Annotated in this window: 23 protein-coding genes; 15 read left to right on the top strand and 8 right to left on the bottom strand. The window is 62.7% G+C overall.

Annotated elements, in window-relative coordinates; all coding sequences use genetic code 11:
- Window positions 1-39: 39 nt before the first annotated feature.
- The 8 genes from secA to WBA38_RS04905 all read left to right on the top strand — a co-directional run bounded on the left by secA (window position 40) and on the right by WBA38_RS04905 (window position 9941).
- Window positions 40-2784: a preprotein translocase subunit SecA gene (gene secA / locus WBA38_RS04940; RefSeq protein ID WP_424293496.1), complete on the top strand. Its 2745-nt coding sequence runs from the start codon at window positions 40-42 to the stop codon at window positions 2782-2784.
- A 57-nt stretch (window positions 2785-2841) separates the two neighbouring features.
- Complete coding sequence (locus tag WBA38_RS04935; RefSeq protein WP_424293495.1) at window positions 2842-3333, top strand: Rv3235 family protein; 492 nt, start codon at window positions 2842-2844, stop codon at window positions 3331-3333.
- Window positions 3334-3404: 71 nt separating this feature from the next.
- Complete coding sequence (locus WBA38_RS04930; RefSeq protein WP_424293494.1) at window positions 3405-4883, top strand: wax ester/triacylglycerol synthase domain-containing protein; 1479 nt, start codon at window positions 3405-3407, stop codon at window positions 4881-4883.
- Between the two features lie 23 nt (window positions 4884-4906).
- The gene (locus WBA38_RS04925; RefSeq protein ID WP_424293500.1) at window positions 4907-5404 is read left to right on the top strand and encodes a DUF6912 family protein; all 498 of its coding nucleotides are present in this window, start codon (window positions 4907-4909) and stop codon (window positions 5402-5404) included.
- A gap of 131 nt (window positions 5405-5535) precedes the next feature.
- Window positions 5536-6129 (top strand): DUF664 domain-containing protein, encoded by a 594-nt coding sequence (locus tag WBA38_RS04920; protein WP_424293493.1) that lies wholly within the window; start codon window positions 5536-5538, stop codon window positions 6127-6129.
- 104 nt (window positions 6130-6233) lie between these two features.
- Window positions 6234-7349, top strand: coding sequence for a ferredoxin reductase (locus WBA38_RS04915; protein ID WP_424293492.1), 1116 nt, complete (start codon window positions 6234-6236; stop codon window positions 7347-7349).
- A gap of 100 nt (window positions 7350-7449) precedes the next feature.
- Window positions 7450-8721: a fatty acid desaturase family protein gene (locus WBA38_RS04910; RefSeq protein ID WP_424293491.1), complete on the top strand. Its 1272-nt coding sequence runs from the start codon at window positions 7450-7452 to the stop codon at window positions 8719-8721.
- A gap of 8 nt (window positions 8722-8729) precedes the next feature.
- Window positions 8730-9941: a fatty acid desaturase family protein gene (locus WBA38_RS04905; protein WP_424293490.1), complete on the top strand. Its 1212-nt coding sequence runs from the start codon at window positions 8730-8732 to the stop codon at window positions 9939-9941.
- Window positions 9942-10268: 327 nt separating this feature from the next.
- Here the strand turns inward: WBA38_RS04905 and rsgA are convergent, their stop codons facing one another.
- Together rsgA and aroA are read right to left on the bottom strand one after the other, a co-directional pair.
- Entirely contained in the window at window positions 10269-11321 is a 1053-nt protein-coding gene (gene rsgA, locus WBA38_RS04900; RefSeq protein ID WP_424293489.1) for a ribosome small subunit-dependent GTPase A, read from the bottom strand.
- The gene (gene aroA / locus WBA38_RS04895) at window positions 11318-12598 is read right to left on the bottom strand and encodes a 3-phosphoshikimate 1-carboxyvinyltransferase (RefSeq protein WP_424293488.1); all 1281 of its coding nucleotides are present in this window, start codon (window positions 12596-12598) and stop codon (window positions 11318-11320) included. Before aroA ends, rsgA begins: the two co-directional genes overlap by 4 nt.
- A gap of 74 nt (window positions 12599-12672) precedes the next feature.
- Between aroA and WBA38_RS04890 the strand changes: the two genes are divergently transcribed.
- A complete protein-coding gene (locus WBA38_RS04890; protein ID WP_424293487.1) occupies window positions 12673-13158 on the top strand; it encodes an NUDIX domain-containing protein in 486 nt (161 codons plus the stop codon).
- On the opposite strand, the gene WBA38_RS04885 is transcribed toward WBA38_RS04890, so the two are convergent.
- Both WBA38_RS04885 and WBA38_RS04880 read right to left on the bottom strand, forming a co-directional pair.
- Complete coding sequence (locus tag WBA38_RS04885) at window positions 13155-14324, bottom strand: aminotransferase class I/II-fold pyridoxal phosphate-dependent enzyme (RefSeq protein ID WP_424293486.1); 1170 nt, start codon at window positions 14322-14324, stop codon at window positions 13155-13157. The two genes, WBA38_RS04890 and WBA38_RS04885, sit on opposite strands and share 4 nt — an antisense overlap.
- A gap of 91 nt (window positions 14325-14415) precedes the next feature.
- Window positions 14416-15258 (bottom strand): aldo/keto reductase, encoded by an 843-nt coding sequence (locus WBA38_RS04880; protein ID WP_424293485.1) that lies wholly within the window; start codon window positions 15256-15258, stop codon window positions 14416-14418.
- A 171-nt stretch (window positions 15259-15429) separates the two neighbouring features.
- On the opposite strand from WBA38_RS04880, the gene WBA38_RS04875 reads away from it, so the two are divergent.
- On the top strand, window positions 15430-15621 hold the full coding sequence (locus WBA38_RS04875) for a hypothetical protein (protein WP_424293484.1): 192 nt from the start codon (window positions 15430-15432) through the stop codon (window positions 15619-15621).
- 9 nt (window positions 15622-15630) lie between these two features.
- Here the strand turns inward: WBA38_RS04875 and WBA38_RS04870 are convergent, their stop codons facing one another.
- The gene (locus tag WBA38_RS04870; protein WP_424293482.1) at window positions 15631-16611 is read right to left on the bottom strand and encodes an NADP-dependent oxidoreductase; all 981 of its coding nucleotides are present in this window, start codon (window positions 16609-16611) and stop codon (window positions 15631-15633) included.
- A gap of 78 nt (window positions 16612-16689) precedes the next feature.
- Between WBA38_RS04870 and WBA38_RS04865 the strand changes: the two genes are divergently transcribed.
- Entirely contained in the window at window positions 16690-18090 is a 1401-nt protein-coding gene (locus WBA38_RS04865) for an FAD-binding oxidoreductase (protein ID WP_424293481.1), read from the top strand.
- A gap of 72 nt (window positions 18091-18162) precedes the next feature.
- Window positions 18163-19653, top strand: coding sequence for a flavin-containing monooxygenase (locus WBA38_RS04860; RefSeq protein WP_424293480.1), 1491 nt, complete (start codon window positions 18163-18165; stop codon window positions 19651-19653).
- A gap of 9 nt (window positions 19654-19662) precedes the next feature.
- Here the strand turns inward: WBA38_RS04860 and WBA38_RS04855 are convergent, their stop codons facing one another.
- Together WBA38_RS04855 and WBA38_RS04850 are read right to left on the bottom strand one after the other, a co-directional pair.
- Window positions 19663-20037, bottom strand: a complete 375-nt coding sequence (locus WBA38_RS04855; protein WP_424293479.1) for a DUF5313 family protein — start codon at window positions 20035-20037, stop codon at window positions 19663-19665.
- A gap of 9 nt (window positions 20038-20046) precedes the next feature.
- Complete coding sequence (locus WBA38_RS04850) at window positions 20047-20793, bottom strand: SOS response-associated peptidase (protein ID WP_424293478.1); 747 nt, start codon at window positions 20791-20793, stop codon at window positions 20047-20049.
- Between the two features lie 156 nt (window positions 20794-20949).
- On the opposite strand from WBA38_RS04850, the gene WBA38_RS04845 reads away from it, so the two are divergent.
- Both WBA38_RS04845 and rsrA read left to right on the top strand, forming a co-directional pair.
- A complete protein-coding gene (locus tag WBA38_RS04845) occupies window positions 20950-21681 on the top strand; it encodes a sigma-70 family RNA polymerase sigma factor (protein ID WP_424293499.1) in 732 nt (243 codons plus the stop codon).
- On the top strand, window positions 21678-21974 hold the full coding sequence (gene rsrA / locus WBA38_RS04840; RefSeq protein WP_424293477.1) for a mycothiol system anti-sigma-R factor: 297 nt from the start codon (window positions 21678-21680) through the stop codon (window positions 21972-21974). Before WBA38_RS04845 ends, rsrA begins: the two co-directional genes overlap by 4 nt.
- A gap of 85 nt (window positions 21975-22059) precedes the next feature.
- Here rsrA and WBA38_RS04835 read toward each other — a convergent pair whose 3' ends face one another.
- Complete coding sequence (locus WBA38_RS04835) at window positions 22060-22134, bottom strand: 50S ribosomal protein bL37 (protein WP_372434446.1); 75 nt, start codon at window positions 22132-22134, stop codon at window positions 22060-22062.
- Between the two features lie 124 nt (window positions 22135-22258).
- On the opposite strand from WBA38_RS04835, the gene WBA38_RS04830 reads away from it, so the two are divergent.
- Window positions 22259-22480 (top strand): biotin/lipoyl-binding carrier protein, encoded by a 222-nt coding sequence (locus WBA38_RS04830; protein WP_424293476.1) that lies wholly within the window; start codon window positions 22259-22261, stop codon window positions 22478-22480.
- Window positions 22481-22510 lie beyond the last annotated feature (30 nt).

The following is a 22510-nucleotide window of genomic DNA, read 5'->3' as shown; positions in this document are numbered from 1 at the left end:
CGGCGGGGCGAATAGACACGTGAACCTAGAGGATTACTGGTGCTCAACAAGCTGCTCAGACTGGGCGAAGGTCGCATGGTCAAGCGCCTCGATGCCATCGCGACGAGCGTCGAAGCGCTCTCCGGTGAAATGGAGGCGCTCTCCGACGACGAACTGCGGGCAAAGACTGCCGAGTTCCGCGAGCGATTCGAAGGCGGCGAGACGCTCGACTCGCTGCTGCTCGAGGCATTTGCCGTCGCGCGCGAGGCCGCGTGGCGCGTCCTCGATCAAAAGCACTTCCACGTCCAGATCATGGGTGGCGCGGCACTGCACTTCGGCAATATCGCCGAGATGAAGACCGGTGAGGGTAAGACCCTGACCTGTGTGCTCCCCGCATATCTGAATGCCTTGAGTGGCAGGGGCGTGCACGTCGTCACCGTGAACGACTACCTCGCCAAGCGTGACTCCGAGTGGATGGGACGCGTTCACCGCTTCCTCGGCTTGGAGACCGCCGTCATTCTGACCGGAATGACACCGGACCAGCGTCGCGAAGCCTACGCCGCGGACATCACCTACGGCACCAACAACGAATTCGGCTTCGACTACCTGCGCGACAACATGGCGCACACCCTCGAAGACCTCGTGCAGCGCGAGCATGCCTTCGCCGTCGTCGATGAGGTCGACTCGATCCTTATCGACGAGGCCCGTACGCCGCTGATCATTTCGGGTCCGGCCGACGGTTCAAGCAAGTGGTATTCCGAGTTTGCGCGCATCGCGCCGCTGCTCGAAAAGGACACCCACTACGAAGTTGACATCAAAAAGAAGACGGTCGGCGTGCACGAAGCCGGCGTCGCCTTTGTCGAGGACCGCCTGGGTATCGACAACCTCTACGAGCCGTCGAACTCGCAGTTGGTTGGCTACTTGAACAATGCGATCAAGGTCAAGGAACTCTTCCACAAGGACAAGGACTACATCGTCCGCAAGGGCGAGGTCATGATCGTCGACGAGTTCACCGGACGTGTGCTCGACGGTCGCCGCTTCAACGAAGGCCTGCACCAGGCGATCGAAGCCAAAGAGGGTGTCGAGATCAAGGCTGAGAACCAGACTCTCGCCACGATCACCCTGCAGAACTACTTCCGTCTCTACGAGCGACTGTCGGGCATGACCGGTACCGCCGAGACCGAAGCTGCCGAGTTCCAGGAGATCTACAAGCTCGGTGTGGTGCAGATCCCGACCAATAACCCGTTGATCCGTAAGGACAAGGGCGACCTGATTTACAAGACCGAAGAGGCCAAGTTCAACGCGGTCGTCGACGATATCGTCGAGCGTCACGAGACTGGCCAACCGGTGCTTATCGGTACCACCAGCGTCGAACGATCCGAGTACCTGTCGAACCTGCTCACCGAACGCGAAATCAAGCACACCGTGCTGAACGCCAAGTTCCACGAGCAGGAAGCGCAGATTGTTGCCGAAGCCGGTCGCCTCGGTGCCGTCACGGTCGCCACGAACATGGCTGGCCGCGGTACGGACGTTGTGCTCGGCGGTAACCCCGACGTGATCGCTGACACCCGCGTCCGCAAGGCAGGCCTGGACCCGGTCAACTCGCCCGAAGAGTACGAAGCCGCGTGGGATGAAGCCATCCTGGTGGCTCGCGAAGATGCCGCCTCCGAAGCTGACGAGGTCCGCGAGGCCGGTGGCCTGTACGTGCTTGGCACCGAACGTCACGAGTCGCGACGAATCGACAACCAGCTGCGTGGCCGTTCCGGTCGCCAGGGTGACCCGGGTGAATCCCGCTTCTACCTGTCGCTCGGCGATGAACTAATGCGGCGATTCAATGGTGCGGCGCTCGAGACGATCATGGTGCGCCTCAACCTGCCCGATGATGTGCCGATTGACGCGAAGCTCGTTACGCGGGCGATTCGCAGCGCTCAGACCCAGGTGGAAGAGCAGAACTTCGAGATCCGCAAGAATGTCCTCAAATACGACGAGGTCATGAACGAGCAGCGCAAGGTCGTTTATCGTGAGCGCCGCGAGATTCTCAGTGGTGAAAACCACCAAGAGCAGGTTCGCAACATGATCAGCGACGTGGTGTCCGCGTACGTCGACGGTGCCACCGAACTCGGTTACGCCGAGGACTGGGACCTGGATGAACTGTGGGACGCACTTGGCAAGCTGTACCCGGTCGGCCTCGACAAGAAGGAAGCTGTCGGCGAGAACGAGTACGGAGATCGTGACGATATTTCCCGCAGCGGGCTGCGCAAGAAGGTGGTTGCCGACGCCCTCAACGCTTATGAGCAGCGCGAAGCCGAGCTGACCGAGATCGCTGGCGACGGTGCGATGCGTCAGCTGGAGCGGTCGATCTTGCTGACGGTCATGGACCGCAAGTGGCGCGATCACCTGTACGAGATGGACTACCTCCGCGAAGGCATCCATCTGCGTTCGGTGGCTCAGCGTGACCCGGTGGTCGAGTACCAGCGCGAGGGCTACGACATGTTCATGGGCATGCTCGAAGGGATGAAGGAAGAAGCCGTCACCTACATCTTCAACGCACAGGTGGAGACCCAGGCACCGGCACCGGCGCTGGGCACGTCGGTCAGCGACATGCTGGCCGGTGCGGCCTTCGGTGGTGGCGCTGCTCCCGCCGCAGACACTGACGACGCCGCTGTCACCTACAGTGGACCCTCGGAATCTGGTGCGGCAGAAGTCATCTCGGCCATTGAGGAGCTCGCTTCGGGCACTCCGTCGGCGGTCATGGGTGGCACTCGCGCCGAGCGTCGTGCGGCAGCACGCAAAAAGAAGCGCTAACAGCTGGAAAAATAATCGCCGATTCGTCGGCGAGTCGTGGAACCGAACTTGCTTCCCGTGCGTCTGATTCATATGACGGTCAAGACGCTCGGGGAGCACACGGTCGGAAACGACGCCGGTGAAGTCGAAAACCACAGGGTCGATAACTTTGTGATACCTGGCAGCGGGGCCGAGATCGAATCGGCGGCGCTGGCGCGATCACACACGGTCCACGCGTTGAAGCAGGTCTTCGAAGCGCTCGACGGCCGTCGGCCCGCAGAGCACCTGCTGCAGTGGATCGGCACCGACGTGTACGCCCAGCTGTCTGTCCTGTTGCGGCGTCGAACTGCACCCATGGCGTCCAACGATGTCGAGTCCACCCGTCTGTTGCGCGTTCACATGCAAGCTGGCGGCCCCCGTCAGGTCGAGTTCTTCGGCACCTTCACTCGCGGTGCCAGAGTGCGCGCGATAGCTGGCCGCGCCGAGATTCAGCGAGTGGTGCTCGCCGTCCGCGGTCGGCCGCGACGCCCAGTGGAGCGCTGGGTAATTGTCGAGTTGTCGATCGTATGACGGGTCCGACCCTCCATAAGTGCCAGTGATGTGCTGACGCCCGATCCTTCCGGCTTAAACTCGAAGCCATCATGGTGAATCGGTTGTCGCCAGACGAGGCGATGTTTTACTTTCTTGACGGGTCGGGGACGACGGCGCATCTGGGTGCGCTGCTGATCGTCGACCCGAACAAGCTGCCCGAGGGGGACCAGACAGCCCTCGACTACCACGCTTTGGTGTCACTCGTGGAGAACCGAATGCAGCGGGCGCCGCGCTACCGACAGGTGGTCACCGAGGTCACTCTCGGGCTGGCACGCCCGGTGTGGGTAGACGACCACGACTTCGACATCAACTACCACATTCGGCTCTCTGCGCTCCCTCAGCCGGGCACCAGTGAACAATTGCAGGAACTGATAGCGCGTGTCATGTCTCGCCCACTCGACCACAGTCGGCCCCTTTGGGAGATGTACCTGATCGAAGGTTTGACTCACGGTCGATCGGCGATCCTGACCCGTACGCACCGTTGCCTTCTCGGCGGTCCGGACCACCCCGAGATCAGCGAAGTTATCTGTGACGATGTCGCAGGCACCGCCGCGCTGCCGGAAGATTTATGGATGCCGAACCGGCCGCCCGGTGCCGGATTGTTGACCGTCGGTGCGCTCGCCGAAGCGATGGCTCGACCCGGAGAATTGCTCGACTCCCTGCTTCGCGGCAACGGCCCGGTCGCCGACCTGTGGTCGGTGGCCGATCGATCGGTTCGATTCGTGAGCGACGCCGTGACCCAAATGATGAACTCGGCACCCGACAGCCCGCTCAATGCCGTGACTACATCGTCCCGACTTTTCGCCTTTGCGTCAGTGTCGCGCCGTGACCTGGATGCGGTGGCCACCAGATTCGAATGTTCGTTCAACGATGTCGTCCTGGCCATCCTGACCGGAGTGCTGCGTCGTTGGCTACTGTCGGTCAACGATTCCGTCGGACACGGAGAAACGATGCGGGCCACCCTGCCGCTTGGCGCTCGTGAGCCGACGGTCGTGGATGGAGAGTCCTCCGGTAGGTGGATCGTGGTTGGCGGCACCGAGTTTGTCACCGACCTTCCGGTTGGCGAGGATGCACCGGCAGTCCGTCTGATGCAGGTTGCCGGGCTCGCTGATCGGTACTCGCAGTCGTCGATTCGCATGTCTAGGGGGCTGCGACCGATGCTGCCCGAGTTCGGTCTGGTCCCATTCGCGGACTTTTCGACCCGTGCCTTTGCCGGGATGTTCCAGCGATCGTTCAACGTGCCGATTTCGACGAGCTCGGAACGGATTGAACGCCAGTTTGTCGGTGGTGTTCCCGTCACCGGAGTGTTTACGATTCCGACCTTGGCAGCCCAACGAGCCCTCGGCATCAGCGTCAACGAGTATGCCAACCAGGTGCAGTTTGCGTTCATCGCCGACCGTGCCGTCGTCGTCGACCTACCTGCCATGGCCGCCTACGTGACTGAATCACTCGACGAACTCCTCGCGAGTGGCCAACTTGTTGCCTACAAGAAACCTGACAAGCCCGACAAGAAACCCGACAAGCAATGACCGCCAGCGGGAAAAAGGACTTCATGCGCGTCTATCTGCCAGCCACCCTGACGATGATCCAAGATTTTGTTGCCGAGCCGGGACAGCCGTTCCATCCGGTCGGAGGCACCGGTTTCGCGCTGACACCAACGCTGCGCGAGGCGTACATTTCCGGCGACGAGGAGGAACTGTCCGAAGTTGCGCTCCGGGAAGCAGCTCGTGCATCGCTGCGACTGCTCGCGGTCGACACATCCGACCTACCCGTGCGTCGGGTAGTTGTGGTGGCCGACGCGCCCGCGACCGCGCGCCCAGACCTTGACGACGCCGTCGTCAAGGTGGAGGGACCGATTCCACACGGCGACATCGTCGCAGTCCATGTCGATGGTGCCGACGCGGAATCGGCAGTGAAGGCTGCGGTCGCGGTGATTGATGAGGCTGATCTCGGTGACGAAGATAGTGAACTCGCCATCGGTGACGTTGAAGACCATGATCTGGCCTGGTTTGCGACCCAGGAACTGCCTTTCCTGCTCGAACTCCTGTAGTTCGAGAGGGTCCGTCAGGCGGTGGTGATGTGGCGGCCAGTGTCGGTCCGGAACGCAAGTTGCCGAAGCGGACAGTATTTGTCCGCTTCGCTTCGTATCGTCTTAGGGCACACCGACTTTGGAGGCCAACGATGTACGCACCCGCCCGCGACAATGAACTGACCGGCTTGATCAACTACGCGGATCAGCAACTCGCTGCTATCCGCGCCTCAAGTTTCGGCCTCACCGAACAGCAGGCACGACTGACGCCGTGCCGCAGTGCCCTGTCGATCGGCGGCATCATCAAACACATCACCCGCGGGATGCGCGGCGCATCCGCGCAACTGCGGGGAGTCGCTCACGAATTCGTGCTCGACGACGCGACGTATGCCGAGTTCATGGCCAGCTTTGCCCTCACCGATGAGGAGACGGCCGCTGGCGCGCTGGCGGCATTCGACGAAGCGCGCAGCCAGTTTCTCCTCGACATGCGTGCAGCCGACCCCGAGGCCGACGCCATGGCTCCGCCTGCGCCCTGGGCGGGAATCTATGAACCGCGACCGATGAAGAATCGGTTTTTCATGGGGCATCAGATCGAGGAGTATGCGCGTCACGCCGGTCACGCGGACATCATCCGCGAGCAGATCGATGGGATGGCGGTGCCGACCCTCGTTATGACTCTGGAAGGTGCACCGGCCAATGCGTTCTTCACGCCGTACCAGGCGGAGCCGGGAACCTTGCTCGCGTAATCGTGAGTCGTCGTGCGTTCGACCTGGTGATCCGAAAGCGCTAACCTACGGTATCGTAACTTAGGTAATTCCGGGATTTCCCGGGACCGGCGGAGGAGACCACGATGGCTTGGCGTGAACGATTCGAAGCACCCGCGGCTGACGTCGCATCCCGGCGTAAGCGGACCAAATGGTTGCGGGCCGCGTTCGCCCGAGTTACCACCCCGCTGCTTCCCGACGATTACCTGCACCTGGCCAATCCGCTGTGGTCGGCCCGCGAACTCCGCGGCAAAGTTGTTTCCGTGGTGCCAGAGACGGCCGACAGTGCCACCATCGTTATCAAGCCGGGCTGGGGATTTTCCTTCGACTATCACCCCGGCCAATACATCGGAATCGGGGTGCTCGTCGATGGCCGTTGGGCATGGCGGTCGTACTCGCTAACCTCGGTGCCATCGGCTTCCCGTGAAGACGGGACGGTGGCGATCACTGTCAAGGCGATGCCGGAAGGCTTCTTGTCGTCGCACCTGGTGAAGGGCTTGGCGGCAGGCACGGTCGTCCGACTGGCCGCCCCTGCTGGCGAGTTTGTGCTTCCCGATCCGTTGCCTGCGAAGATGCTTTTTGCGACGGCTGGCAGTGGTTTAACGCCCATCATTTCGATGCTGCGGGCCATGCGTCGTCGCGGTCAGGCCGCCGACGTGACAGTGATTCACTCGGTACCGACCGAAGATGACTTGCTCTTCAGCGAGGAACTCCGAGGTATGGCCGACGATGGCCTGATCGACCTCCATTTACAGTTCACTCGATCCGACGGCCAGGTTACGCCGGCAAAGTTGCGGGCCCTGTGCCCGGACTGGGCGGAGCGGCAGACGTGGGCATGCGGTCCCGGCGGATTCCTTGACATGCTCAGTGAGCAGTTTGCCGAAGCCGGTGCCGCTGACCAGTTGCATATCGAGCGATTCGCGTTGGAGCGCGGTGCTACCGGCGCCGAAGGCGGCATCGTGACGTTCGGGACACCCGATCGTCAAATTGAGGTCGATGGCGCTACGACCCTGCTGGAAGCTGGCGAACAGGCGGGCGTTTTGATGCCGTTCGGCTGCCGCATGGGCATCTGTCAGAGCTGTGTGGTCATGCTCGACAAGGGGGCCGTCCGTGACTTGCGTACCGGTGCTGAGCACGTCGAAGGTGAGCGTATTCAGACCTGCGTCAGCGCTGCGGCTGGCGACTGCACGCTCGACGTTTAGCTGTTTGTGTCACGGGCCATGGTGGTCCGGGGGTAGACAAGCTACGGGACCGTAACCTACGCTTGCGTAAGTTAGGTTTCCTAGGAACGAAGGATTTGGTATGGCGATCTCTGACATCCCCGAATACGCGCATCTGACCGACGAAGATGTCGAGGCTCTCGGGTCGGAGTTGGATCAGATCCGCGCCGAAATTGAAGCCGACCGCGGTGAACGCGACGCACGCTACATCCGCAACACCATCGCCGCCCAGCGTGCGCTTGAGGTGACCGGCCGCGCCCTTATCTTTGGGTCGCGCAAGCGAAGCCTTTGGTGGGCGGGTGCCACCACCCTCGGCGTTGCCAAGATTATCGAGAACATGGAACTTGGCCACAATGTGATGCACGGGCAGTGGGATTGGATGAACGACCCCGAGGTGCACTCCACGTCGTGGGAATGGGACAACACCGGTCCCAGCGCGCACTGGAAGCACACCCACAACTACATCCATCACAAGTACACCAACATCTTGGGCATGGACGACGACGTGGGCTACGGCCTCATCCGCGTGACGCGCGATCAGCGCTGGAAGCCGTTTAACCTGGGCAATCTGTTCTACAACACGCTGCTTGCACTCGGCTTCCAGTACGGTGTCGCAGCTCAGCACCTGGAGCTTGGCCGCAAGCGCCGCACGCCGGAAGATAAGGCTCAGTTCCAGCAGGATCTCCGCGATGTTGGCATGAAGATTGGCCGTCAGGCGGGCAAGGACTACGTGGTGTACCCGGCGATGGTTGGTGCCGTGACGCGATCGGGCACCGGAGCGCGGAAGGCGTTAACCGCGAACCTCTTGGCCAACGTGATCCGCAATGTGTGGACCAACGCGGTCATTTTCTGCGGACACTTCCCGGACGGTGCCGAAAAGTTCACCAAGCGCGACATGGTGAATGAGTCGCGCGGCGAGTGGTACCTGCGGCAGATGCTCGGCAGTGCGAATTTCCGGTCGGGCCCTGCGCTGGGGTTCATGAGCGGGAACCTGTCGTACCAAATCGAGCACCATCTCTTCCCGGACCTGCCGAGTAATCGGATGGCCGAGATTTCCGTGCGCGTGCAGGCGCTGTGCGCCAAGTACGACCTTCCGTACACCACGGGCTCGTTCCCGGTTCAGTACGCGAAGTCTTGGCGGACCATCGCGAAGCTGTCGCTGCCCAACAAGTACTTGGTCGCGACGCCCGACGATGCTCCGGAAACTGCTTCTGAACGCCGATTCAAGGAGCAGCCCGAACTGCGGCTGGTGTCGACGGTTGACCCGAAAACGGGCCGTCGTGAGGGACTTAAGACGGCAATTGGTGGCTTGAAAGCGCGCAGGAAGGAACGACGCGCAAAAACAAGCGCATAATGTGACCAATGGCGATTTCAGATATTAATGCGTATGCGCATCTGACCGACGCGGACGTCGAGGCGTTCGGTGTTGAACTCGATACCCTGCGTAGGCAGATTGAGTCGAGTCTGGGTGCGAAGGATCGTCGGTATCTGCGTCGCACCATTTACGCGCAGCGCGGACTCGAGGTGTTGGGGCGCGCAGCCCTCCTCGGCAGCAACCGTCGGCCCCTGTGGCTGCTCGGTGCCGGAGCCTTGGCCGTCTCGAAGATCATCGAGAACATGGAACTCGGCCACAATGTGATGCACGGGCAGTGGGATTGGATGAACGATCCCGAAGTGCACTCCACAACGTGGGAGTGGGACATGGTGTGCGCCTCTCCGCATTGGAAGCACTCGCACAACTACATCCATCACAAGTACACCAACGTGCTGGGCATGGATCACGACGTCGGTTACGAAGCGCTTCGCGTCACCCGCGACGAGCAGTGGGAGCCGCGAAAGCTATTTCAGCCGCTTCTCAACATCATCTTGGCTGCCGGCTTCGAGTGGGGGATCGGTCTGCACGATCTGCAGCTTAAGGACGCCCTGACCGGCAAGAAGCCGATGGAGCAGGCGCTTCCGGAGATCAAGCTTTTTGGCCGGAAGATCCTGCGGCAAGTCGGTAAGGACTACGTCCTCTATCCGGCACTGACCGGTCCGAATTTTAAGCACACGCTGACAGCCAATCTCACTGCCAACGTGATCCGGAATCTGTGGGCATACGTCGTGATTTTCTGTGGTCATTTCCCCGATGGTGCCGAGAAGTTCACGATGGAGACACTCGAAAACGAGACCCAGGGACAGTGGTACCTGCGACAGATGCTGGGAAGCGCCAACTTTGATGCTGGCCCCGCGTTGGCCTTTATGAGCGGCAACCTCTGCTACCAGATCGAGCATCACCTGTTCCCGGACCTGCCAAGCAATCGGTTGGCGGAAGTCGCGGTCACGGTTCGCGAGCTCTCCGAGAAATACGACCTTCCGTACAACACGGGTCCGCTCGCTGTTCAGTACATGCAGACGTTGCGCACCATCAACAAGCTGGCCCTTCCGGATCAGTTCCTCATTGACACCAGCGATGACGCCCCCGAAACCGCTTCCGAGCGTCGTTTCGAGGGACTTCCGAAGGTTGGTGGCGGACTCAAGACCGCCCTCGCCCAGGCCCGCGAACGTCGCCGCCGTCGCCCTCGCAAGCGCTAGCTTTTCCCGCCCCCCATTTGGGGTATCGGGGAACCGGGACAGGAACAGGCTCCCGGCGATGCCTACCTCGTCACCGAGTCGCGGCCGCAGCCCGTCGAAGATGGTTACCTACCGAATCACTTCACGTGGTTCCCGAAGCCGGAGCGGCTCAGCGAAGAAGAGTTCTTTCACGGCTGGCACTTTGTGCACACCCCGTCTGCGGCGAAGCTGCACCCGCTGCGGAATGGCACGACTATTTGCTCGGGACGAACCAGCGACCACCTGCGCCGAACTCCCGCTGTATGCCGACGGCGCCGACATCTCCAGTTGCCCCGTCCGGCGTACAACCTAGAAGGCGTCGTGGGACGGGTCTTCGGTGCCGTGCGAGGTCACCGAGACCAGCAGTTCCCGCACCGCCATGGCACGACGATGAGAACTGCCGGTGAGCGCGTCGAGGGCGCACTCGGGATCGGCGGGCGGACCCAAATGGGTACAGCCGCGGGGGCAGTCTTCGACGGCAGCCTGGAGGTCATCGAAGGCGTCGACAATCTGATCGGGGGTGACGTGCGCCAGCCCGAACGACCGGATGCCTGGCGTGTCGACGACCCATCCTCGCGGCGGGTCGCTCTCTTCACTGCCGGGTAACGGCAAGGCCACCGATTGCGTCGATGTGTGCCTGCCTTTGCCGACGCCGGAGACCACGCCGGTCGCGCGGAAAGCGTCCGGGACCAGTCGGTTCACCAATGTCGACTTGCCGACGCCAGAATGGCCGATGAGCGCGGTGAGATGGCCCTCGAGCACGGTCCACAGTTCATCGAGATTGTCGTCACGGCCGGCGGTGATGACCGGTAGGTCGAGGTCGGCGAAGTGTGCGGCAAATTCTTCCGGGGTCGCGAGGTCGGACTTGGTCAGGCACAGGATCGGCTTCAGGCCGCCAGCGTAGGCGGCGGCGAGCGCGCGTTCGACAAACCCGGTCCGGGGCGGCGGATCGGCGAGCGCTGTCACGATCAGCAGGTGATCGGCGTTGGCGACCACAATTCGCTCGTACGGGTCATTGTCGTCGGCGGTGCGTCGCAGGACGGTGCTTCGATCTTCGACGCGCACGATGCGGGCGAGGGTATCGGGCCTGCCGGTCAAATCACCAACTACGCCGACCCGATCGCCAACGACAATCGGAGTGCGGCCAAGTTCGCGGGCCCGCATGGTGACAACGCGCCGGTTTGGGTCGCCGTCAAGAACACAACCCCAACGGCCCCGGTCCACCGATACGACCATCGCTGTTTCCGCGTCGTCGTGCGACGGCCGGGTTTTGGTGCGCGGTCGACTGCCCTTGCTGGGCCGGATCCGAACATCGGACTCGTCGTATGTGCGGCCGCCGACCGTTCCCGCGCGACGGTTCACAACGTGATCCCCGCCAAGGCTTCCCACATTTGCACAAAGTCGGGGAGCGTTTTCCCGGTGGTCCCGATGTTCTCGACCTGCAGGCCTTGCACGCGCAACCCGAGGATGGCGCCGGCGGTCGCCATCCGGTGATCGGCGTAGCTGTGCCAGAGGTCGGCGTGTAGGCCGACACCGCCGTCGCCGGTGATGATGAGACCGTCGTCGGTTTCCTGGCACTGTCCGCCAATGCGGTTGATCTCGGTCCGCAGCGCTGTTAACCGGTCGGTCTCGTGGCCGCGCAGGTGGGCGATGCCGCGGAGGGTGGAGGTGCCTTCGGCGAGCACGCAGAGCGCGGCAATGGTTGGCGTCAGCTCACCGACCTCGTGCAGGTCAATGTCGAGAGGTTTCAACGTGCTCGGACCGGTAATCGTGAGCAGACCGTCCTCGGCGAGCTCACTGGTGGCACCCATCTGCGCCATGATTCCGACGATGGCGGCTCCGGGTTGCGTGGTGACCGACGGCCAGCGGGGAACGCTGATCCGACCGCCGGTCGCGGGGGCCGCGGCGAGGAAGGCTGCCGCGTTCGACAAATCGGGTTCGATGGCCCAGTCGACCGGCTTGATGGCACCGGGACCGATTCGCCAGCGCGTGGCTCCTGTATCGAATTCGACTGTGACGCCAGCAGTTTGGAGCATTTCGATGGTCATGTCGACATGCGGCATTGACGGAATCGATTCGCCGACGTGCGTGATCTCGACACCTGCGGTGAATCGCGGTGCCGACAGCAGTAGCCCGGAAACGAACTGCGACGACGCCGAGGCATCGATCGTGACCGGTCCGCCAGCAATGGTGCCGGTCCCGTGCACGGTGAATGGCAGGCCATCGCCATCGATGTCTGCGCCGAGCGTGCGGAGCGCGTCGAGGACGGTGCCGAGCGGGCGGTGGCGGGCTTGCTCGTCGCCATCGAAGACGACGTCTCCGGTGGCGAGGGCACCGACCGCAGGCATGAAGCGCATGACGGTGCCTGCCAGGCCGCAGTCGACGGTGGCGGCGTGCATCGGAGTGGGTGTGACGGTAACCGTCGACGGATCGGTGCCGTACTCGATACCGATTCCGAGTGCGGCGAGACCGTCGAGCATCAGGTCGGTGTCGCGCGAGCGGAGTGTGCCGGTGATGGTGGAGGGGCCGTCGGCGAGCGTGGCCAGGATGAGGGCGCGGTTGGTAATGGACTTGGATCCGGGAACGTCGACGGTGGCATCGACGGGGTGATCAAGGAACGGCGCGACCCAATTGCTCATGTAATCCAGTCTCTCATGCCGCTATTGGCGCACGTCCCGACGCGGTGAGGCGGCGTGGGGCTAGCGTTACAGGCATGGCGAAGGCTCAGACTAGCGCGGGAATTCTGCTGCATCGCACGACGGCGGACGGCGAACTGCAGGTGCTCCTGGTGCATCCGGGCGGGCCGTTCTTTGCCCGCAAGGACGACGGTGCGTGGTCAATCCCCAAGGGGTTGCTCGATGGTGACGAAGATCCGGAGACCGCTGCGCGTCGAGAGTTCGCGGAGGAGACGGGCCACCCGGCTCCCAGAACCGAAAGCGTGGATTTGGGTGACGTCCGACTCCGCAGTGGAAAGCGGGTGCGCTGCTTTGCGCTCGAAGGCGATCTGGACGTTTCGCGCATCGTCAGCAATACCTTCGAGCTGGTGTGGCCGCCGAAATCGGGTGTGGTGAAAGAGTTTCCGGAAGTGGACCGCGGCGATTGGTTCACGATCGACGAAGCCCGCGTGAAACTGAACGCCGCGCAGGCGGCCTTCGTCGACCGCCTGATTGCCGATCGCTCAGATCCTGCCCAGCTTTAGATGCTGTTCAGCAGGTTGCCCAGCCGTTCGATCGCTAGCGCGAGGTCTGCTTCGGATGCGGCATAGCTCAGCCGGACAAACCGTTCGGCTCCGGCGTCGCCGAAGTCCTTGCCGGGCGTGAGTGCCACGTGCGCCTCGGCGAGGGCTCGGTCGCAGAACTCGGACGCCGACAGGCCCGTCTTGCTGACGTCGAGGTAGACGTAGAACGCGCCGTCGGGATGCACCGGAACGTCGAGCCCAATGCGTTCGAGGCCGTCGAGCACCAGTTTCCGGCGACTGCGCATCTGTGCGCGACGATCTTCGGCGACGGCAAGGGTCTCCGGATCAAAGCAGGTCAGGGCGGCCATCTGCGATGGTGTGGGTGGGCAGATGTAGTAGTTTTGCGCGAGCCGCTCGGCCACCGGAATCATCTCTTCCGGAACCACCGCCCACCCGAGACGCCAGCCGGTGAGCCCAAAGTACTTCGAGAAACTGTTGATCACGATCGCACCGGGGTCGACGGCCGAGATGCTGCGCGGCGGGCCGTCGGGGCCGTCGTCGGCCAGGCCGAGGTAGATCTCGTCGACGATTCGCCAACCGTCATGGTTGGCGACCGTTGAGCACAGGGCGGTCAGTTCGTCGTAGGGCAGCGAGGTGCCAGTCGGGTTCGATGGCGTGGCCACCATGACTCCGCGCGTCCGCTCGCCCCAGGCGCCATCGACCATGTCCGCGGTGAGCTGGAACCGGGTCTCCGGTGTCGTCTCCAGCAATCGAACGTTGCCGCCGAAGCTCTCGGCGAACCGCCGGTTGCACGGATACGACGGGTCGGAGACGAGGACTTCGTCGCCCGGATCGATCAATGCAGCGCACGACAGCAGGAGTGCGGCCGACGCGCCCGTCGTCACGACCACCCGTTCGGGAGCGATCGGCGCCCCAAACTTGGTTGCGGTGAACTCCGCGATCCGACTGCGGAGCGTGTCGAGGCCCAACGCTCCCGTGTAGGCCATTGGACGACCATCGCTGATCCGCCGAACTTCCTCCAGAAACGCCGGCGGCGCACCGAAGTCGGGCTCCCCGATGTTGAGCTTCACCACGTGCACACCGCGTGCTTCCAGGGCTGCGGCCTTCTTGCCGAACTCCATGGCATAAAACGGAGTGACGGCATCGGCGCGAGCGGAGAACTTCATGCCCCGATGGTAGGTGCCCGATCGCCCTGCGACGAATCAGCGCGAGCCTGCCTCCGGCAGATTCCTCGAGCGAATTTGTGCTGCAGAACTCCTACTCGGGAATCCAGTTGAACTCGTCGGGATTGGGGCCGCGCCGACGGTCGGCGTTGAGGGCATTGATCCGGTCAACCTGGTCTGCGGTGAGTTCGAAATCGAAGATCTGGCGGTTCTCGACGATGCGCGAGGGAGTTGTCGATTTGGGGAAGACGATGCTGCCGAGTTGGACGTGCCACCGCAGCACCACCTGCGCGACTGTGCGTCCGGTCTCGGCGGCAATCGCCGTCAGAACCGGATCGTCGAGGACGTCGCCCTGCGCAATCGGCGACCACGCCTGCGTGTGAATCCCGTTGCTGCGGTTGAAATCTCGCAACGGAACCTGGGTCAGATAGGGGTGGACTTCGATCTGGTTGACGGCGGGTACGATCTCGGTCTCGGCGAACAGGCGTTCAAGGTGGGCTCGGTGAAAGTTGGAAACGCCAATGGCGCGGGTATGGGCATCCTCGTAGAGGCGCTCCATGGTTTGCCATGTGCGAACGAAGTCGCCGACGGCGGGCATCGGCCAGTGGACGAGGTAGAGGTCCATGGCGCCAATACCGAGGGCGTCGATGCTGCGCGCGGTCGCGTCGCGGGCGTCCTTCGGATCGTGCGCGTTGTTGTTCAGCTTGCTGGTGACGAAGACCTCAGTCCGGTCGAGCCCGGATTCGCGAACCGCCTCGCCGACCTCGCGCTCATTTCCGTACATCTGCGCGGTATCAATGTGCCGGTATCCCGCCTCCAGAGCGGTCAGGACCGCGGCCTTGGTGTCGGCGGGCGGGATTTGAAAGACGCCAAAACCCAGCTGCGGGATCTCGACGCCATTGTTCAACGTGATGTTCGGGATCTGATCGATAGCCATGGGAAGTCCAACTCTGCTCGGTCGCTGTCATATTCCCGTCCCCGCCAAATTATGAACAAGGTCGCACGCGTCGGGTGCCAACGATTCGACGAGTAGGGGAGGACCCTGAACTTACCCCCGTCTTGAGCTGCAGCGCGTGACTTTCTCGCTGAGTGGGACCACGGTGGAGTCATGGCTACCAACTATGAAACCAACACCCGCAAATCCGGTGGCGCGTCCATCTGGAAGATCCTGCTGATCGTCGTCGCGGTGCTCATCGCACTGTCGATCGTCGGTCCGCTCCTCAAGGCAGTCTTCTGGCTTGGCCTGATTGGCCTGGCCGTCGTCGGTGCCGCCACCCTCTACTTCAACAGCAAGAAATAGCGGAGCACATCAGGCGCGCGGGTTGAAGATCAGCTTCCCGCGCGGATGCGAGCCAGCGAGTTCTTCGAAGGCTTCGGCGGCGTCGTCGAAGCCGAACCGGCGGGCGATCTCGACGGTGATCCGCTTGGCCGCCGCGTCCTCCAGGAGGGGCTCGATAGCGCTGCGGCGGAAGTGCTTGCTCTGCTCGCTGCTCCCGTCGAGCACCACGATGCCGTCGCCGGATCGACCGAAGGCTGCCAGGCTGACGATGCGGTGCGGCTTCACCAACTGGAGTGAGACGTCGATAGCTTCGTCGGATCCGACGGTGTCGATGACGGCGGTGACCGCCTGGTCGCCGCGCGCCGCGTCGATAGCTTCAGCCAAGCCTTCGCCGTACGCGACCGGGATCGCTCCCAGCCTGCTCAGGTGCTCGTGATTGCGGGGTGAGGCGGTGGCGATCACCTTGGCACCGGAAGCGAGGGCTTCGCTCACGACGATGGATCCGACCGATCCTGAACCGCCGTGCACCAGTAGCACGTCGTCCTCCGAAATGCTGAGTGTCGCAAGGGTATCGATGGCGGCAACACCGGCCAGCAGCACAGATGACGCCACATCGAAACCCAACCCGGCCGGCTTGCTGTGCACGTTGTCGGCGCTCGACGACACGTACTCGGCCAGCGCGCCAGAAGCCGGATAGACAACCACCTCGTCGCCCACACGGAAACCTGAGTCGGCCCCAGCGGCATGCACTACACCTGCGGCCTCCCCGCCCAGCGACAGCGGCAGATTCTCCTCCTTGGTGCCCATCTGCCCGCGGACCACTTTCACGTCATACGGGTTGAGCCCCGCCGCGCGCACCTGCACGACCACGGTGCCGCGTCGCGCCCGCGGAATCTCCACTTCGGCCACTTCCAACACCTCCGACGGTTCCCCGTAGGCGGTCGCAGTGATTTTGCGTGCGGTAGTTGCCGGGGTTTCCGGGTTTTCGGTCGCAGGGGTCTTCTCGGCCATGATTGCGCACCAGCTCTCTGTCGGGGTGGGGTTGCCGTGCCGCGTAATCTGGCGCCTAGCAACCCTTTGGAGGCCATCATGCCAACTCCGTCGCCGTCAGCAAGCGCAGACCTGGTCAGCGGGTTGTCGGAGATCGTCGGTCGCAGTCATGTGCTCGTTGATCCGGCGACGACGGAGGGCTACCGAACTGACTGGACGGGATCTTGGCGGACCGGCGACGCCATTGTGGTGCGTCCGGCCAACGTCGATCAAGTGGCGGCGGTCCTCCGGCTGTGCGGGGATCTCGGAGCGACGGTGACGCCGCAGGGCGGCAACACCGGATTGGTGGGTGGGTCGCAGCCCGAAGCCGGTCAGGGCAGGCCCGCCGTGATTATGTCGCTGCGGCGGCTCGACGATGTCGGAGCCGTCGACGAGGTGAATCTGTGCGTCGGGGTGGGTGCGGGGGCCACGCTTTCGGCGGTACACCATGCCGCGGCCGCCGCTGGGCTGGCCTTCGGTGTGGACCTTGCGGCGCGTGACTCGGCCACGATCGGCGGAATGGTCGCCACCAACGCCGGGGGCATCGCGATGATTCGCCACGGCAACATGCGAGCGCAGGTACTGGGGATGGAGGCGGTGCTGGCCTCCGGGGAGATCCTGGTTCGCTGGCGCCCACTCCGCAAAGACAACGTCGGCTACGACCTCCCCGGGCTCCTGGCCGGCAGCGAGGGGACACTCGCGGTCATCACCCGGGTGTTACTCCGGCTCGTGATGCCGCCGCCCCGCACGGCGGTCGGATTGGTTGGTGTGGACTCGGTTGCCGATGCCCTGCGGATCGTCGGTTCGATAGAGCGGCAGGGGACTTCCCTCGAGGCGGTGGAACTAATGACGGCCGACGGCGTGGAGTTGGCGACGGCGGACACTCCCGCCGGGAACCCGATCGCGGAGAAGTCGAGATTCGTCCTTTTGGTAGAAGTCGCCGAAGACCCCGAGGGACTCGCCGACGCGCTCGCCCACCTCGATGGGGTGGTGGATGCGGTAATCGAGGAGGGTCCTGCGCGCCGGCTGTGGGAAGTTCGGGAACGGCACACCGAGGCGATCGCGGCTTCGACGACCACGCCGATCGTCAAACTCGATGTGTCGGTGCCGTTAGGAGTCCTCGGCGACCTGATGGTCGATGTGACTGAACTGGCACACCAAATTCCCGCTCGCCCCGTTCTGTTCGGTCACGTCGGGGACGGCAATGTCCACGTGAACTTGCTCGACGTTCCCACCGGTAAGCGTGAAGCGGTCACCGACCAGGTGCTGCGCCTGGTTGATGCGCTCGGCGGCAGCATTAGTGCCGAACATGGGATTGGGCGCGCCAAACGCAACTGGGTGCACCTGGGCCGCAGCGCCAGCGACATCGCGACCATGCGGGCTATTCGCCACGCCCTCGATCCGGCGGGAATGCTGAATCCGGGGGCTTTGCTGCCCGAGGGCCCTTCTGCTGCGGAGTGAATCAGGTTACTGTGTTTTCAAGTAACAGTAATCTGCAAGCGGCACCGCTGGTTGTGGGGATGGAGAACCGCCATGGGCGAACAGCAGCTAGACCACGAGGTCCTGATCATCGGTGCCGGATTCGGCGGCATCGGCGCGGGTATCGAGTTCAAGCGACTCGGGATCAACAACATCGCCATCATCGAACGCGAAGACGACCTCGGCGGCACCTGGCACGTCAACCACTACCCGGGCTTGGCCGTCGATATTGCGTCGGTGACCTACTCGTACTCATTTGAGCCCAACCCCCGCTGGTCACGACTGTTTGCGCCCGGTTCCGAACTGAAGGCCTACGCCGAGCACGTCGCCGACAAGTACGACCTCCGGCGTCACATGGAGTTCGGGATTGTCGTCGAAGGTGCCGAATGGAACGACGAAGCCAGCTTCTGGACCGTTCGCTTCGACAACGGACAGACCCGGACCTCCCGCTATCTCGTGACGGCGACCGGTTTCCTGTCGCAGCCGCACATCCCCGATTTCCCCGGGCTCAACGACTTCCAAGGCGACGTCCTCCACACCACCAAGTGGGAAGACGGCTACGACTTCACCGGCAAGAAGGCGGCGGTGATCGGTACCGGAGCGACCGCAGTCCAACTAATCCCGGAGATTGCCGAAACCGCAGACGACCTCACCGTTTTTCAGCGCACCGCCATCTGGGTGGTCCCGAAGGTCGACTTCGCGATTCCGTCAGCGGTCCAAAAGGCTTTCCAAAAGGTGCCATTCACCCAAAAGATTGCGCGCGCCGTCAACACATCGATGCTCGAGGTGCTGATGGTCGGCGGCGTCTTGCACTACAAGCAACTCAAGGCTGGCAACAAGCTGGCCGCCGAGGCATCGAAGGCCTACCTCAAGCGCGCCGTCAAGGACCCTGTCACCCGCCGGGCGCTGACCCCAACCTACGACTTCGGCTGCAAGCGACCGACCTTCTCGAACAAGTATTTCCAAGCCTTCAACAAGCCCAATGTGAAGCTGGAAACCGGTGGCATCGGCCACTTCACGCCCACCGGCATCGTGACCGGCGAAGGCACCGAGGTCGAGATCGACACGCTGGTTCTGGCGACCGGCTTCAACCTGTGGGATGTGAATTTCCCCGCCTTCACGATCACCGGGCGCGAAGGTCGAGACCTCGGCAAATGGTGGCGCGAAGGCCGGTTCCAAGCCTACGAGGGGATTACCGTCCCACAGTTCCCGAATTTCTTGACCCTCAACAGTCCGTATTCGTACAGCGGGCTGTCGTACTTCACGACCATCGAAGGTCAGATGAAGCACATTGGCAGGCTCTTTGGTGAAATGCGACGTCGTGGCACCGATCGGTTTGAAGTGTCGGAGGAAGCAAATGCGAAATTCCTCGACAAGGTCACCGGTGACTTGGACTCGTCGGTGTTCTACGCGGGCGACTGCAGCACGTCGCGCAGTTACTACTTCAACCAGCACGGCGAAGCCACGCTGCTGCGTCCCAGCGCCACGCTGACCACGCTGCGCGAGCAGGGCAGTTTCCCGCTGGAGGACTACCAGTACGCCTGACGGGTTGGTCTACCGTCCGTGACGATTCTGGTACTCGTCGCGGACGGCGTCCGCGCGCTTGGCTTTTCGTGCATCCAGCACGGACGCGTCGAGGCCATTGTTAACCAGCAGATGGCGGCGATACACCTGGCTCAACGCGATCTGGAAGTACACGAACGGGATCAATAGCAGCACGATCATCCCCAGCTGAACCCAAATGCTTGCCGGGATCAGCAGAAAGATGATGAACAACGGGATCACCGGGACCAGGCCGCGAACAAAGTAGCGACGCACGTGCCCCGGACCGGTGATGTCGGCCAGCACCCAGTCCTTCATGGATTCGGGCAGCGGTCGGCCCAGGAGGTAGCCGATCTTTTGGAAGAATCCTGGACGTTGAGCGCTCATGAGCACTGACTATGGCATGGAGTCGACGGGTTCGAGAAGTTCGGGACCGTTGTTCGAGACCCGGTTCACGAGTGGCGACACCTCGCGGATGGTAATGGCGTCGACGAGATTCGACGCGGGCGGCGCCAAGAGAACTGGATCAGCAGCGTGACCCGGGTCGAGCCAGGCCTCCCAGTATTCGAACGGCATGATCAGCGGCATCCGATGGTGCACGTCGGTCAGTTTCCCGACGGCGTCAGTGGTGATGATCGTCGTGCTCGACACCCACTGGCTGTCGTCGCCGGCGGCGCGTGCCTCGGCTGGTCGCCACGCTGCCCACAAGCCACCCATGAACAGTCGGGTGCCGTCCGCGGGGGACATAAAGAACGGGATTTTGGTCGGCTTGCCGTTGGCGCCGAGCGGACCTGGTTTCCACTCGTACCAGCCGTCCATGGGCACCAGGCAGCGCTTACCCGGTAGCGAACTGCGGAACGCGGGCTTTTCGGCGAGAGTTTCAGCGCGCGCATTGAACAACAGGGGACCTTTGCCCAGTTCTTTGGTCCACGACGGCACTAAGCCCCACCGCATGGCCCGCACTCGGCGCACTGGGTCGTCGTCGGGATGACCGTGCTCATGCCGAGAGACCACAGTCATGACCGTGGTGCTGGGCGCCACGTTGTACGACTCGCGCACTGCCTCGTCGGCCACCTCATTGACCGCGTCAATCTCCGCAGCCAACTTGGCCGGATCGGTAGTCACTGCATAGCGTCCGCACATAGCCTCCATGCTGGCATGGCTGAAGGGGCCGTGCCGGGCCCCTGGAACAAAGTCGCCCCGAGCGTTGTTGAGGGGGTCGATAACCATTGGAGTTCAGGAGGTGACAGGCACGTGGCTGCAGCAACACTTTCTCGCGGCACACAGGTGCATGGTCGGCTGGAAGGCGCGGACTTGGGACATGGCTCGCTAGACTTGGTTCAGCATATTTCCATCGAAGGGAAGCCATTGTCAGCCGAGAGTCCAGTTTCTCCTGAAGGTGTGACCTCGTCCGGGGTTGCCGAATCGGAAGTCAGTACCGCGCCGGAAGAGACGCAGGAGCAGCTCACCGAGCGCTTCGAGCGCGACGCCCTGCCGCTACTCGACCAGATGTACGGTGCCGCACTGCGGATGACCCGCAATCCGGCAGACGCCGAAGACCTGGTGCAGGAGACCTACATCAAGGCGTTCTCGGCGTTCAAGTCGTTCCGTGAAGGCACCAACCTCAAGGCTTGGCTGTACCGAATCCTGACCAACACCTACATCAACTCGTATCGGAAGAAGCAGCGACAGCCTGCTCAGTATCCGACCGACGAGATCACCGACTGGCAATTGGCCGCCAGTGCCGAGCACACATCGACGGGTCTGCGTTCGGCAGAGATCGAAGCCCTCGACGCGCTCCCCGACGACGAAATCAAGGAAGCGTTGGGCAAGCTGCCCGAAGATTTCCGGATGGCCGTCTACTACGCAGACGTCGAAGGACTTCCGTACAAGGAGATCGCAGCAATCATGGATACCCCCATTGGCACCGTTATGTCGAGGCTGCACCGCGGGCGTAAACAGTTGCGCGATGAACTTGTCGACGTCGCACGAGAACGTGGCTTCGGGCGCACACAGGAGGTCACGAAGTGAGCACCCCGAACGACGGCCCCAGCGAATTTGCGAACCTCGACTGCTCGGCAGTACTCGCTGACATTTGGCTGCTTCTCGACAACGAATGCGACAGTGGGGCCCGCGCCCGACTGGAAGGGCATGTCAACGGTTGCCCATCGTGCCTTGAGCAGTACGGCATTGAACAGCAGATCAAGGCACTCGTGAGCCGCAAATGCGGCGGCGAGCACGCGCCCGACAGCCTGCGTGAGCGACTCCGCATCAAACTGCGCACGGTGACGATTCAAACCACAACCACGTATCGCATCGAGTGAGCGAGCGGTAAGCCCCAAGATGCAAAAGTGGCCCGGTTCCCCTTGGGGGACCGGGCCACTTTTATACGCTGACGAGTTCGAAAACTCAGGCGTTGGGACGCTTGCCATGGTTGGCTGCGTTCTTCTTACGGCTGCGCCGCTTACGTCCACGCTTGCTCATGACGGATCTCCTTCGATCGTGCGGTGTCAAGTGCTGCCGTCCAGTATTTCATGCCAGCGCGTTGTCCAGGAAATCGCACCAACAACCTGACCGCCCGAACAGGCGCTCGGTTACCATTGCTCCCATGGCGGAAGACGTGATCAATGAAATCGTTGCGACTGTGCTCGAAGTGTCGGTGACGGCCGGTCAGAGCGTCGAGGTTGGCGACACCCTGGTGCTCCTCGAGTCGATGAAGATGGAGATCCCCGTCCTGGCCGAGGACGCTGGCGTCCTCGCCGAGGTCAAGGTCAACGTCGGTGACGTGATCCAGGCTGGCGACATCATCGCCACCTACCAGCGGGACTGACGCGGCATAGCCGGGCTGATCTAGAGATTG

The sequence above is a fragment of the Gordonia sp. (in: high G+C Gram-positive bacteria) genome, assembly GCF_049647785.1.
In the GTDB taxonomy this organism is placed as follows: Bacteria; Actinomycetota; Actinomycetes; order Mycobacteriales; family Mycobacteriaceae; genus Gordonia.
The sequence above is the reverse complement of the archived record's forward strand: the minus strand, read 5'-3'. Positions and strand labels throughout refer to the sequence as shown.